15 protein-coding genes are annotated in these 12,674 nt (G+C 67.2%); 9 read left to right on the forward strand and 6 right to left on the reverse strand.

All coding sequences use genetic code 11. The annotated features are described in order from the left end of the window. The 7 genes from J2X19_RS16655 (at window position 1) to J2X19_RS16685 (ending at window position 6,282) form a co-directional block, all read left to right on the forward strand. Window positions 1–1,233, forward strand: a complete 1,233-nt coding sequence (locus tag J2X19_RS16655; protein WP_310374932.1) for a class I SAM-dependent methyltransferase — start codon at window positions 1–3, stop codon at window positions 1,231–1,233. Window positions 1,234–1,307: 74 nt separating this feature from the next. Continuing rightward, window positions 1,308–1,769, forward strand: coding sequence for a chalcone isomerase family protein (locus tag J2X19_RS16660; RefSeq protein ID WP_310374934.1), 462 nt, complete (start codon window positions 1,308–1,310; stop codon window positions 1,767–1,769). Continuing rightward, window positions 1,766–3,013: an MFS transporter gene (locus tag J2X19_RS16665; RefSeq protein WP_310374936.1), complete on the forward strand. Its 1,248-nt coding sequence runs from the start codon at window positions 1,766–1,768 to the stop codon at window positions 3,011–3,013. Before J2X19_RS16660 ends, J2X19_RS16665 begins: the two co-directional genes overlap by 4 nt. Beyond that, entirely contained in the window at window positions 3,010–3,534 is a 525-nt protein-coding gene (locus J2X19_RS16670) for a DUF3833 domain-containing protein (RefSeq protein ID WP_310374938.1), read from the forward strand. The genes J2X19_RS16665 and J2X19_RS16670 overlap by 4 nt, the downstream gene beginning before the upstream one ends. Before the next feature lie 64 nt (window positions 3,535–3,598). After that, the gene (locus J2X19_RS16675) at window positions 3,599–4,360 is read left to right on the forward strand and encodes an SDR family NAD(P)-dependent oxidoreductase (RefSeq protein ID WP_310374940.1); all 762 of its coding nucleotides are present in this window, start codon (window positions 3,599–3,601) and stop codon (window positions 4,358–4,360) included. Further along, window positions 4,357–4,785, forward strand: a complete 429-nt coding sequence (locus J2X19_RS16680) for a nuclear transport factor 2 family protein (RefSeq protein WP_310374942.1) — start codon at window positions 4,357–4,359, stop codon at window positions 4,783–4,785. The genes J2X19_RS16675 and J2X19_RS16680 overlap by 4 nt, the downstream gene beginning before the upstream one ends. A gap of 57 nt (window positions 4,786–4,842) precedes the next feature. Next, the gene (locus tag J2X19_RS16685) at window positions 4,843–6,282 is read left to right on the forward strand and encodes a sensor histidine kinase (RefSeq protein WP_116607776.1); all 1,440 of its coding nucleotides are present in this window, start codon (window positions 4,843–4,845) and stop codon (window positions 6,280–6,282) included. On the opposite strand, the gene J2X19_RS16690 is transcribed toward J2X19_RS16685, so the two are convergent. Then, entirely contained in the window at window positions 6,266–6,871 is a 606-nt protein-coding gene (locus J2X19_RS16690; RefSeq protein WP_310374945.1) for a DUF4337 domain-containing protein, read from the reverse strand. The two genes, J2X19_RS16685 and J2X19_RS16690, sit on opposite strands and share 17 nt — an antisense overlap. Window positions 6,872–7,002: 131 nt before the next feature. Continuing rightward, the gene (locus tag J2X19_RS16695; RefSeq protein ID WP_405048674.1) at window positions 7,003–8,034 is read right to left on the reverse strand and encodes an SLAC1 anion channel family protein; all 1,032 of its coding nucleotides are present in this window, start codon (window positions 8,032–8,034) and stop codon (window positions 7,003–7,005) included. An 82-nt stretch (window positions 8,035–8,116) separates the two neighbouring features. On the opposite strand from J2X19_RS16695, the gene J2X19_RS16700 reads away from it, so the two are divergent. Further along, window positions 8,117–9,070, forward strand: a complete 954-nt coding sequence (locus J2X19_RS16700) for a GlxA family transcriptional regulator (protein ID WP_310374949.1) — start codon at window positions 8,117–8,119, stop codon at window positions 9,068–9,070. 30 nt (window positions 9,071–9,100) lie between these two features. Here J2X19_RS16700 and J2X19_RS16705 read toward each other — a convergent pair whose 3' ends face one another. The 4 genes from J2X19_RS16705 to J2X19_RS16720 form a co-directional block, all read right to left on the reverse strand. Continuing rightward, on the reverse strand, window positions 9,101–9,937 hold the full coding sequence (locus J2X19_RS16705) for a DUF4399 domain-containing protein (protein ID WP_310374951.1): 837 nt from the start codon (window positions 9,935–9,937) through the stop codon (window positions 9,101–9,103). A 159-nt stretch (window positions 9,938–10,096) separates the two neighbouring features. After that, the gene (locus J2X19_RS16710; protein ID WP_310374953.1) at window positions 10,097–10,486 is read right to left on the reverse strand and encodes a surface-adhesin E family protein; all 390 of its coding nucleotides are present in this window, start codon (window positions 10,484–10,486) and stop codon (window positions 10,097–10,099) included. After that, window positions 10,483–10,992 (reverse strand): GNAT family N-acetyltransferase, encoded by a 510-nt coding sequence (locus J2X19_RS16715; RefSeq protein WP_310374955.1) that lies wholly within the window; start codon window positions 10,990–10,992, stop codon window positions 10,483–10,485. The genes J2X19_RS16710 and J2X19_RS16715 overlap by 4 nt, the downstream gene beginning before the upstream one ends. Window positions 10,993–11,022: 30 nt before the next feature. Further along, a complete protein-coding gene (locus tag J2X19_RS16720) occupies window positions 11,023–11,904 on the reverse strand; it encodes a LysR family transcriptional regulator (RefSeq protein WP_116607770.1) in 882 nt (293 codons plus the stop codon). A 108-nt stretch (window positions 11,905–12,012) separates the two neighbouring features. On the opposite strand from J2X19_RS16720, the gene J2X19_RS16725 reads away from it, so the two are divergent. Next, complete coding sequence (locus tag J2X19_RS16725) at window positions 12,013–12,612, forward strand: short chain dehydrogenase (RefSeq protein WP_310374957.1); 600 nt, start codon at window positions 12,013–12,015, stop codon at window positions 12,610–12,612. The last annotated feature ends 62 nt before the right edge of the window (window positions 12,613–12,674 follow it).

A 12,674-nucleotide genomic window follows, 5' to 3' on the forward strand; every position in this document is an offset into this window, starting at 1 on the left:
ATGAACAACAGCACCACTGCCTCCGGTTTTGCCGTCCCCTCCGACGCGCCCGCCGCGGCCCGCACCGCGCTCAAGCTGTTGCAGCGCCTGCGCCACGGCAGCATCACCATGCAGCTGCCCGACGGCAGCATGCAGGTGTTCGGCAACCACCAGCAGCACGGCGACGCGCCGACCGCGGCCATGACGCTGAAGAACTGGAAACTCTGCGCGGCAGCCCTCAAGTCGGGCGACATCGGCGTGGCCGAAACCTATATTGCCGGCGACTGGACCACGCCCAACCTCACCGACCTACTGACCGTCTTCATCTGCAATCGGCAGGAAATCGAAGACGTGGTGTACGGCCACTGGATCGGCCGGCTCTGGTACCGCATCCAGCATTTGCTGAACCGCAACACCAAGGCCAACAGCCAGAAGAACATCCACGCCCATTACGACCTGGGCAATGCCTTCTACACGCTGTGGCTGGACGACAGCATGAACTACTCATCCGCCTGGTTCGAGGGCGACCTGGACCGGCCGCTGCGCGAGGCGCAGAACGCCAAGGTACGCCGCGCGCTGGCCATGGCGAATGTGCAACCCGGCGACCGGGTGCTGGAGATCGGCTGCGGCTGGGGCGCGCTGGCCGAGATGGGCACCACCGAATTCAAGGCCAGCGTGACCGGCGTGACGCTGAGCACCGAGCAGCTGGCCTTTGCCAACAGCCGCATGCAGCGCCTGGGCATGGACAGCCGCGCCGACCTGCGCCTGCAGGACTACCGCGACATCAGCGACGCGCCCTTCGACGCGATCTGCTCGGTGGAGATGGTGGAAGCCGTGGGCCGCGAATACTGGCCCACCTACTTCCAGACCGTGGCCCGCCTGCTCAAGCCCGGCGGCCGCGCCTGCATACAGAGCATCGTGATCGACGACAGCCTGTTCGAGCGCTACATCACCAGCACCGACTTCATCCAGCAGTACATCTTCCCCGGCGGCTGCCTGCCCTGCCCGCGCGAGTTCCGGCGTGAAGCCGCCGCGGCCGGGCTGGAGGTGGTGGACGAGTTCGCCTTCGGCCCCGACTACGCCGAAACCCTGCGCCGCTGGCGCGACAAGTTTCTGGCCGCCCGCAGCCAGGTGCTGCAGCTCGGTTTTGACGAAAGGTTTATGCGCTTATGGGAGTTCTACCTGGCCTACTGCGAAGCCGCCTTCGACAAGGGCAATATCAACCTCGTGCAGTACACGCTATTAAAAAAATAGCTGTCTGCGCAGGTACTCTCTGCGCCAGCGGCCTGTTTTGCTTAAATTTATGGGCAAGCGAGCTGCCCAGCGAAGTGGCCGCTGCCGTGCCGCAGGCCAGCCTCAGCGGCAGCACGCGGCTGAAGGTCTGGGGCTTTGATATCTACGACGCCCAACTGTGGGTGGCGCCCGGCTTCCAGGCCGCGCGCTACGCCGACACAGCGTTCGCGCTGGAGCTGCGCTACCTGCGCGACTTCAGCCGTGCCGACATCGCCCGCCGCTCGCTGGCCGAGATGCGCCGCAGCGCGCCGATGTCCGACGCCCAGGCCCAGGCCTGGCAGCAGAAGCTGGCCTCGGCCTTTCCTGATGTACAAAAGGGCGACCGCATCCTGGGCATCTACCTGCCGCAGACCCGCACGGCCCGCTTCCTGACCAACGGCCAGCCCACCGGCGAAGTCAGCGATGGCGACTTCGCGCGCCTGTTCTTCGGCATCTGGCTGTCGCCCGACACCTCGGAGCCGGCCATGCGCAAACAGCTGCTGGCGGGCCATCCATGAGCTCGGCCGCCTTCAGCGCTCGCAACGGCTTCGCCTACGGCCTGATGGGCCTGCCGCTGGCCTTTGTGGCGCTGCCGCTGTACGTGCTGCTGCCGCACCACTACGCCACCACGTTGGGCGTGCCACTGGCGGTGCTGGGGCAGATTCTGCTGGGTGCGCGGCTGTTCGACGGACTGATCGACCCGCTGCTGGGCCGCTGGGGCGATGCGCTGTTTGCCCGCTCCACCCGTGCCGTGCTGGGGGTGGCCGCCATGGCGGCGGTGTTGATGGCGCTGGGCTTTTGGGGCCTGTTCTTTCCGGCCACCCGGCAGCATGTGCTGCTGTGGGCCGCGGCCCTGCTGGTGCTGACCTATACCGCCTACAGCACCCTGGGCGTGCTGCACCAGTCCTGGGCCGCGCTGCTGGGCGGCGACGAGGCCCAGCGCAGCCGCCTGGTCGGCTGGCGCGAAGGCCTGGGCCTGGTCGGCGTGGTGGTGGCCAGCGTGGCGCCCACGCTGCTGGGCCTGCCGACTACGGTACTGCTGCTGGCGCTGTGCCTGGCCCTGGGCTGGCTGGCCTGGACCCGCGCCGTCGGCCCGCAGCCGCAGCGCCAGGCCGTGCACCGCGCCGCGCTGTGGCAACCGTTTGCCAACCCGGCATTCCGCCGGCTGCTGGCGGTGTTCTTGCTGAACGGCATTGCCAGCGCCGTGCCCGCCACCCTGGTGCTGTTCTTTGTGCAAGACCGGCTGCAGGCGGCCGAGGCGCTGCAGCCGCTGTTCCTGGCCACCTACTTTGCCTGCGCCGCCCTGTCGATTCCGCTGTGGCTGCGGCTGGTGCCGCGCTGGGGGCTGGCGCGCACCTGGCTGGTCGGCATGGGCGTGGCGGTGGCGGCGTTCGTGTGTGCGTCCCTGCTGGGCGCGGGCGACAGCGTGGCCTTTCTCACCGTCTGCGCTGCGTCCGGCATGGCCCTGGGCACCGACCTGGCCCTGCCCGGCGCGCTGCTGGCCGGCATCGTGCAGCGCAGCGACCGCCAGACCGCAGGCCTGTACTTCGGCTGGTGGAACTTTGCCACCAAGCTGAACCTGGCCCTGGCCGCCGGCCTGGCCCTGCCGCTGCTGGCCTGGCTGGGCTATACCCCCGGCGCCCAGGATGCGGGCGCGCTGCACGCCCTGACGGCCATCTACTGCCTGCTGCCCTGCGTGCTCAAGCTGGCCGCGGCCGGCGCGTTGTATTTGCTCATCATTCGCTCCAAGGATTCCTTATGAAACGCCGTCTTCTCCTACTCGCCAGCAGCGCTGCCCTGGCTGGCTGTGCCGGCCCCCAGCTGGCCGACTACGCCAACCAAACGCCCAAGCTGGACCTGCGCAGCTACTTCAACGGCAGGCTGGACGCGTATGGCGTGTTCACCGACCGCTCCGGCAAGGTGGTCAAGCGCTTCACCGTGCTGATGGTGTGCAGCTGGAGCGGCGACGACGGCGTGTTGGACGAATCCTTCACCTATTCCGACGGCACGACGCAAAAGCGCGTCTGGCGGCTGCACCGCGAGGCCGATGGCCGCTACAGCGGCCGGGCCGACGACGTGGTGGGTGCGGCCCTGGGCGCGCAAAGCGGCAACGCCTTCCACTGGCAGTACACGCTGGCGCTGCCGGTCGACGGCACGGTCTACCAGGTGCAGATGGACGACTGGATGTACCTGGTGACCGACAAGGTGATGCTGAACAAGGCCCGCATGAGCAAGCTCGGCATCCACCTGGGCGAAGTCACGCTGTCTTTTACCAAACCCTAAGCCAAATCGGACCCTGGCGCATATTCCACTAGCGCAAGCAGCTATTAAAAATAGAGCAAACAGCATGGCACTGAATCCCCCCATCACCGACTGGCGCGGCAAGACCGTGTGGCTGATCGGCGCCTCCAGCGGCATCGGCCGTGCCACGGCGCAGCTGCTGCACGGCCAGGGCGCGCAGGTGGTGGTGTCGGCCCGCCACGCCGACGCGCTGCAGCGCTTTGTGGCCGAGCACCCGGGCGCGCACGCCCTGCCGTTGGATGCCGCCGACCCGGCAGCCCTGCGCGCCGCCGCCGACGGGCTGGAGCAGCTGGACGCGGTGATTTACTGCGCGGGCTACTACCGGCCGCAGCGCGCCACCGCCTACAGCCTGGCCGAGATGCAGCAGCACCTGCAGGTCAACTACGTGGGCGCGCTGCATCTGCTGGACGCGGTGCTGCCGCGGCTGCTGCGGCAAGGCCATGGCCACATCAGCCTGGTGGCCAGCGTGGCCGGCTACAGCGGCCTACCACAAAGCCTGGCTTACGGGCCGACCAAGGCCGCGCTGATCAACCTGGCCGAGACCCTGTACCTGGACCTGCACGACCGTGGCATCGGCGTCAGCCTGGTCTGCCCGGGTTTTGTGCAAACCCCGCTGACCGCGCACAACGACTTTCCCATGCCGGCCCTGATCACCCCCGAGGCAGCGGCTTTTGCGATACTGCGCGGCTGGCGGCGCGGCCAGTTTGAGATCCACTTCCCCAAGCGCTTCACCCTGTGGATGAAGGCCCTGGCGCTGCTGCCCTACCGCGCCTACTTCCCCGCCATCCGCAGAATGACAGGACTATGACCCCAGCCGTCGAGCAGATCGTCTCGTTCTTCGAAACCCTGACCCCGCAGAGCCTGGCCCGCTGCGGCGAGATCTATGCGCCCGACGCGCGCTTCAAAGACCCGTTCAACGATGTGCGCGGCCTGCCGGCCATCCAGGGCATTTACCAGCACATGTTCACGGCCCTGCACGCGCCGCGCTTTGTGGTGCACGAGCGCATCGTCCGCGGCCCGCAGTGCTTTCTGACCTGGGACTTCCAGTTCCGCTTCAAGAGCTACCACCCCGGTGTGACGCAAACCGTGCACGGCGGCTCGCACCTGCAGCTGGACCCGCAGGGCCGCATCACCCTGCACCGCGACTACTGGGACGCGGCGGAAGAGCTGTACGAAAAACTGCCGGTGGTCGGCGGCCTGATGCGCTGGATCAAGCACCGGGTGAACACGTAAGCTGGCCGCGGGGTGGTGTGGCTAAGATGCCCGCATGCACAGGCCCCTGAATCCACCGTGAAAATCTTCCAGCGCGAGCAACGCTCCCTGTTCGGCGAAATCCTGGACTGGATGCTCACGCCCCTGCTGCTGCTGTGGCCGGTAAGCCTGGCGCTGACCTGGCTGGTGGCGCAAGGCATTGCCGGCAAGCCCTTCGACCGCGCGCTGGAGTACAACGCCCAGGCGCTGTCGCAATTGCTGGTGGTGTCGCAACCGCACCAGGCGCAGTTCAGCCTGCCGCTGCCGGCGCGCGAAATCATGCGGGCCGACGACTCCGACCAGGTCTACTACCAGGTGCGCGGCGCGCATGGCGAACTGCTCAGCGGCGATACCGACCTGCCGCTGCCGCCGGTCGACGAAAAGCCCGCCGAAGGCCCGGTGCACCTGCGCGACGACGAGATGCGCGGCCTGGACGTGCGCGTGGCCTACCTGTGGGTCAGCCTGGACCTGCCGGGCAACCCGCTGGCCCTGGTGCAGGTGGCCGAGACGCGCGAAAAGCGCTCGGTGCTGGCGGCCGAAATTATCAAGGGCGTGATGCTGCCGCAGTTCGTCATCCTGCCGCTGGCGGTGCTGCTGGTCTGGCTGGCGCTGGTGCGCGGCATCCAGCCACTCAAGCAGCTGGAAGAGCGCATCCGCGCCCGCACCCCCGACGATCTGAGCCCGCTGGACGAAAAAGCCGTGCCGCTGGAAGTGGCGCCGCTGGTGTCGTCGGTGAACGACCTGCTGACCCGGCTGAAGGATTCGATTGCCACCCAAAAACGCTTCCTGGCCGACGCCGCCCACCAGCTGAAAACCCCGCTGGCCGGGCTGCGCATGCAGGCCGACCTGGCGCAGCGCGAGGGCACCAACACCGCCGAACTCAAGCGCTCGCTGCAGCAGATCGGCCGCTCCAGCATCCGCGCCACCCATACCGTGAACCAGCTGCTGGCCCTGGCCCGGGCCGAGAACAGCGGCGTCAGCCAGAGCCTGCAGCTCTGCGACCTGGCGCGCCTGGCCATGGAGGTGGTGCGCGACTCGGTGCCGCGCGCGCTGGAGAAACGCATCGACCTGGGCTACGACGGCGCCGAGCCCGGCAGCCCCGGCGTGCAGATACAGGGCAACCCAACTTTGCTGAAGGAGCTGGTGCGCAACCTGGTGGAAAACGCCGTCCACTACACGCCGTCCAGCGACGCACATCCGGGCATCATCACCGTGCGCATACTGGCCGCCCCCGACGGCCAGGGCACGCTGCTGCAGGTGGAAGACAACGGCCCCGGCATTCCCCCCGCCGAACGGGAACTTGTGTTCCAGCCGTTCTACCGGGCGCTCGGCACGGAAGCCGATGGCTCCGGCCTGGGCTTGTCCATCGTGCAGGAGATTGCGCGGCAGCACCAGGCACGGGTGCTGCTGGAAGACGCGCACACCGGCGCGTTGCCGCCGGGCCTGCGGGTGGAGGTGTGGTTCAGCTCAGCAGTTTGATCAGCGCATCCGGGTGGATACCCAGGCCCACCAGGCCCGACACGCCCATCAGCAGCCCAAAGCCGGACGGCACCAGGCTCAGCATGTACAGGGCCGGCAGCTGCGTCAGCGAGGCCACGGCCAGCATGGAAATGGCAATGGCGACCAGCGCATCGCACAGGTCAAACTGGTCGTCACGGAAGTTCAGCGCGTCGTAGCTCGCCTGGTCCTGCTCGGCCTGGGTTTTGAGTTCGGCCTTCTTCTGGTCTTCCTTCTGGGCCAGGGATGCATAGGCGCTGATCTGTTCCTGGTAGGCCGCCTGCTGGGCCGGCGCCACCACGGCCATGGCCTGCAGGCGCAGCTGGGCCAGCGTGGCGTTGGCGATTTCCTCGCGCACATTGCGCGCCTGGTAGAACTGCCAGTGGTCCAGCTTGTCGGCCTGGGCCTGCTGCATGGCTTGCACGATGTTGTCGTCCTTGACCTTGCAGATACCCAAAAAGGTGGCCAGCAAGGCCACGGTAATGGCCACCGCCGGGTTCAGCCAGCGGCGCTTGGCGGGCTTGCGGGCGGGTTTGGCGGATTCAACGATATCGAGAGGGTCCAATTCCACGGTCATGCTCCTGTAGCCGGCCCGCCACCGAAGGGCGGCCGGGCCATACAGGCTTGTAGCAGCAGTAGCGCTCGTTTTCTTAGGGCAGGCTTAAAGCTACGGCCCCGCGCTGCGCCGGGATAGCCGGTGGATTACTTCGGGGACTTCAACAGCTGTCCGTTCAGCGCGATCCGCAGGGTGCGCAGCGTCAGCACTGCCAATACCAGGCTGAGAGCGGCCAGCAGGCCTATGGCCAGCAGCCAGTGCGGCGCGCTCGCCCGGAACTCCGCATATTTCAGCGCCGCATTGGCCAGCGCAGCCATAGGAAAGCTGATCGCCCACCAGCCCGCAGAAAACGGGACGCTGGGGCGGAAGACTTTGGGCGCGACCACCGCGAACATGAACAGCGCAAAGTAAAACAGCAGCGCACCAAAGCGGTCCATGCCGCCAACGATATTGCTGTACGCGAGGCAACCCACCGCAAAGGGCGCGACCAGAATCATCAGCGACGGGGTCATGCCGGGCGCCAGCGGATCGCGGTGCACCAGCCGGTTGACGATCAGCGCGAAGAGCACGAGCGCCAGCACGGCGCCCACCGCGCCGGCCAGCAGATTGACTTCCGCCACCCAGGCCATGGGCATCTGTGCGCCGGTGACCGGAATGTCCAACGTGGCCACGCACGGAATAATCCAGGCCGGCACGGCGTGCGACGCGTCAACCTGGCCTTTGAGCAGGCGGGACACCACCACGTAGCAGAGCGTGAGAGTCGCCAGCACACCCACAGACCAGAGCGCGCGCGCAGCGGTCGCACTGTACGGCCCCACCACAGCCGACAACAAGAGCAACGAGATCGCGATGGTGCCAAAGAAGTTGCCGGACACCGGATGCTGAAACTCGGCCTGCACGGCCTCGGGATGCTTGGCGAGCTTCGCCAGATAGCCCCCTGCCAGCAGCAAAAAGATGCCCACCGCAAATGCCCCGATGGCCTCGCCAATCAGGGCCGGCGCACCCAGGCTGCTGTGCGCCAGCCGCCAGGCCAGGGCCAGCCCGGACAACCCCATGACCGAAGCAAACAGGTTGATGGGCAGATTGCGTACCGAGCTGGCGCCGGGTGGATAAAAAACCGGCAGGGACGGGTGGATGGACAGGCTTGGCACAACAGGCTCCTTTGGCTGAATTTGCATGAGATGCTAGTTTCTGCCAAACTTCGACCGCCGTCTCGGCCAAGCCAAGGCGTTTTCCGCCAATCATTGGGCCATCTCTGCCATGCGTATCGCCATACTCGCTTTTCCCCGTTTCCAGCTGCTGGATGTCGCCGGGCCTGCGGACGTTTTCGCCGAGGCCGCACGCCAGCTCGGCAAGCCCCGTGCCTATGAGGTGCAGGTGATCGGCGCCGTAGATGGCATGCTGAAAAGCAGCGGCGGCTTGCGCCTGGCCGTCGACGCCACCGTGGCCACGCAGCGCGGGCCTATCGACACCTTGCTGGTCGCAGGCAGCCCGAATATCGAGGACATGGCCAGCGACGTACCGTTGCAAGACTGGCTCCGGCGGCAGGCGCGCAGCGTGCGGCGCTATGGCTCGGTATGCACCGGCGCCTTCGTGCTGGCGGCGACCGGACTGCTCGACGGCAAGCGGGTAGCCACCCACTGGAATTCGGCCGCCCGCCTCGCGGCGGCCTATCCCGGCACCTGCGTCGAAGCCGACGCCATCTATGTGCAGGACGGCAAGCTGTTCACCTCCGCTGGCGTGACAGCCGGCATGGACCTGGCCCTGGCGATGGTCGAAGAAGACCACGGCCGCGAACTCGCACTGCGCGTAGCGCGCGAGCTGGTGATGTTCCTGAAGCGCCCCGGCGGCCAGAGCCAGTTCAGTGCCCACCTGGCGGCGCAGACATCGGAACGCTCGGATGTACGCGCAGTGCAGGACTACGTACTGGCGAATCTGAAGGCCGATTTGTCGGTACCCGCCCTGGCCGCACGCGCCGGCATGAGCGAGAGGAGCTTCGCACGCATCTTCCGCAGCCAAGCCGGCACAACGCCGGCCGAGTTTGTCGAGAACGCCCGCATCGACGCGGCCCGCCGCCTGGCCGAAGAATCGGACTTGCCCGCCAAGCGCCTGGCCGATGCGGTGGGCTATGCAAATGTGGACGGCTTCAGGCGGGCCTTTGCCCGCCGACTGGGGGTGAGCCTGGTGGAATACCGCAGGCGCTTTGCTGGATGACGGTCTGACAGCCCGACCGCCGCAGTCTTTTCAAGGCCCGACCGAGAACGCCGTGGGCTGGGTGCGCGCCACCACGGCCTCGGGGCTGGCCACGTTGCGCACCAGCTCCAGCTGCGCGGTGTACGCGCCCTTGGGCGGGTTCAGCCAGGCCTCGGTCTGGCCCGACTTGAAGTTCAGCACCTCGGGCTTGGCACCCGGGCGGTTCAGCAGCAGCCGGAAGTAATGCGTGTCCGGCAGCTGCGCGGCCACCGGCGCAATGTTGAAGCCCGAGGCATGGAACACCAGGCGAAACGGCGGCTGCAGCAGCGCGCTGTCGGCCACGCCCAGCAGTTCCACCCGCGGCAAGCCCAGCACATCGGCCGGCGCCAGGCCCGGCTTGCGCTGGGACACCGTGAGCTTGAGCGGCTTGCTGTAGACGAAGTAAGGAATATGGCCCTGGTCGGCCAGCACCAGGCGCAGGGTATGGGTGCCGGGTGGCAGGTCCAGCACGGTTTCCATCTGGCCCTTGCCGAAGTGGACGTAGCTGGCCGTAAAAGGCAGCGGCTTGGTGAAGTCCAGCGGCAAGTCCTGGTTCAGCAACAAATGGTGGTGGCCGGCCATGCCGACCTTGTGGCCAGCCGGCACTACGCCGCGCATCGACAGGCCAAAACGCACCACGAAAGGCGACTCGACCACAGCGCCATCCTGCAGATTGCTGAAGTACGCGCTGGGGCTGCGTTGCGGCGGTGGAAACAGCCAGGGGTGGACCAGGCTTTCATCGGCCTGCGCGGCCTTCAGCGGAGCCGCCTCGGGGCCGGCGGCTCCCGCCGGTAACGCGGCCAGACACCAGGCCCCGCCCAGCCATACCACCACCCGTTTCGCTTGCATCCACATTCGGCATATCTCCCTGAGAAAAACCGACCCAGCCGCGCGTTGCGCGGACTGTGTCGGCTTTGTAAAGAATGCACTCTACCTCAAGAGAGACAGGCTTCAGATGCTATAAATTAAATAGCAATGCAACAATTTGTTAGCGCTATCCATCCCATCTCAGGAATGCACGCAGGCCATGTCGACGATGCGTTTCACGATGGTGTTCGGCGATGCCAGGTTCCAGCTCATGGGGCCGTGCTCGGAATGCACCATCTTGCCCTGGCCCATGGCTTGCGGGTGGTCGGACGAATAGATGCGGCGCACCCGCCGGCCCGCGCAGTCGATCTCGATCTGGTCCTTGGACGAGGCAAACGGCCCGCCTGCGCCCACCTGCGGCGCGCTGTGGTCGCGCAGTATCCAGACCATCACATTGGCGCCCACCTTGGGCGAAATCGCCGAGTCGATATAGAACACCGAGGTCTCGCTGGTGGAGATGCGCACCCAGTCGGCCAGCGCCGGGCCGCAGCCCAGGGCCAGCAGCAGGGGCAAGAGCAGATGCTGGTTCATGCCAGCACCGGCGGCACGGGGTGCAGGCGCGCCATGGCCAGCGCATCCACGTAACGCCCCTGGCGCAGCGCATAGCCGCGGTGCGTCCCCTCCAGCACAAAGCCCTGGCCCTGGTACAGGCGCTGGGCCGCCAGGTTGTCGGCATAGACGGTGAGTTCCAGACGCAGCAGGTTCAGCCAGTTGTCGGCCAGGTCGATGGCGGCTTTCAGCAAGGCCGTACCCAGCCCCTGGCCCTGCCGGTCGTCGCGCACCGCCATGCCGATGCCGGCCACATGGGCGCGGCGCGGCTGCGGCACCGGGTGGATGCCCAGGTGGCCGACCACCTCGCCCTGGACCACAGCCACCAGCACGCGGTCGTGGGCGCCCATGCCGGCCAGCCGCTGTTTCCACACCTCGCGCGACTGCAGCGGAATCTGCATGGTGCCGGCAGCCGCCAGCGGCTGGGCGTAGATCTGGGCGATGGCGGCGTAGTCGTCCTGTTCGGCGTGGCGGATGGTGGTCTGCATGCGGCTTATTCGGTTGGGGGGAAATGCATCTTAGCCTTGCGCCTGCAGCACATGGGCGACAAAGCGGCTGAGCTTGGGCAGCTGGCGCCGGTCCGGCGCATACACCAGGTGGACCGGCCGGGGCGCGGGCGCGCAATCCTGCAACACCTCGACCAGGCGGCCGCTGGCCAGGTCGTCGGCCAGCAGCACCCGGGGCTGCAGCACCAGACCCAGGCCACACAGCGCGGCGGTGCGCAGGCTGTCGCCCTGGTTGCAGGTGAAGCGCGATTGCTCGGGCCAGTCCACGGCGACGCCGTCCTCGCGCAGCGGCCACCCGGTACGCCCGTTCCAGACCGAATGGCGCAGGCAGGTGTGCTGCGCCAGGTCGCTGGCGCGCAGCGGCCGGCCCTGCCGCTCCAAATAGGCGGGTGCGGCCGCAATCACCATGCGGTAGGGCTGCAGCGGCCGCGCCACCAGGCTCTGGTCGACCACCGGGCCGATGCGCACCGCCACGTCCACCCCGTCGCCTACCAGGTCGACCAGGCTGTCGCTGAGCTGCAGCTCGACCCGCACCTGCGGGTTGTGCAGCAGGAAGTCGGCCACCAGCGGCGCCACTACATGGTTGCCCAGCGTGGTCGGCGCGCTGACGCGCAGCAGGCCTTGCGGCGCGGCCCGGCTGCGCTCCACCGCCGACTCGGCCCAGCGCACCTGCTCCAGCACACGCTTGCAGTCCTCGTAGAAGGTGGCCCCCACCTCGGTCAGGCTGTGCTGGCGGGTGCTGCGCTGCACCAGGCGCGCGCCCAGGTGCGCCTCCAGCAGCCGGATGTGCTTGCCCACCATCACCGCCGAGATATTCAGCTGCCGGGCCGCAGCGGCAAAGCTGCCGCCTTCGACCACGGCCACCATGACCTCCATGTTGCGGAATTTATCCATCGCTATTCAGAACCATTGGTTAGTAGATAAAGAAGTATCAACTACTTTATGCGCTGGCGCATTTGCAAAACAATCGGGGCTTCACCACTTCTGACCCAGGAACAACGTATGAAAATCCTCTTGATCGGCGCCCACGGCACCCTCGGCCAAGCCGTCCAGGCCAATCTGGCCGCCCGCCACAGCATCGTCAGCGTAGGCCGCAACAGTGGCGACTACAGGGCCGACCTGGCCCAGCCGGCCAGCCTGGCAGCCCTGTTGGACAAGGTCGGCAAGGTCGACGCCATCGTCAGCGCCGCCGGCAATGTGCACTTCGGCCCGCTGGCCGAGATGACGGCCGAGCAGTTCAACATCGGCCTGCAGGACAAGCTGCTCGGCCAGGTGCAACTGGCCCTGCTGGCCCAGCGCTACCTGAACGACGGCGGCTCGGTGACGCTGACCAGCGGCATCCTGTCCACCGATCCGATCCGCTATGGCGCCAGCGCCTCGGCAGTGAACGGCGCCATCGAAGCGTTTGTGGCCGCTGCCGCCCTGGAGCTGCCGCGCGGCCTGCGCATCAACGCCGTCAGCCCCACGGTGCTGACCGAGTCCATGGCCGCCTACGGCGCCTACTTTGCGGGCTTCGAACCGGTCTCCGCCGAGCGCGCGGCCCTGGCCTACCAGCGCAGCGTGGAGGGCGCGCAGACCGGGCGGGTGTACCAGGTGCAGTAAGCAATACGCTTGGCCTGAAACCCAACGGCATGCAGCACATGCCGCCAAGCGGCCTTCTGCTG

This window comes from Rhodoferax ferrireducens, assembly GCF_031458075.1.
Classification (GTDB): domain Bacteria; phylum Pseudomonadota; class Gammaproteobacteria; order Burkholderiales; family Burkholderiaceae_C; genus Rhodoferax_B; species Rhodoferax_B ferrireducens_A.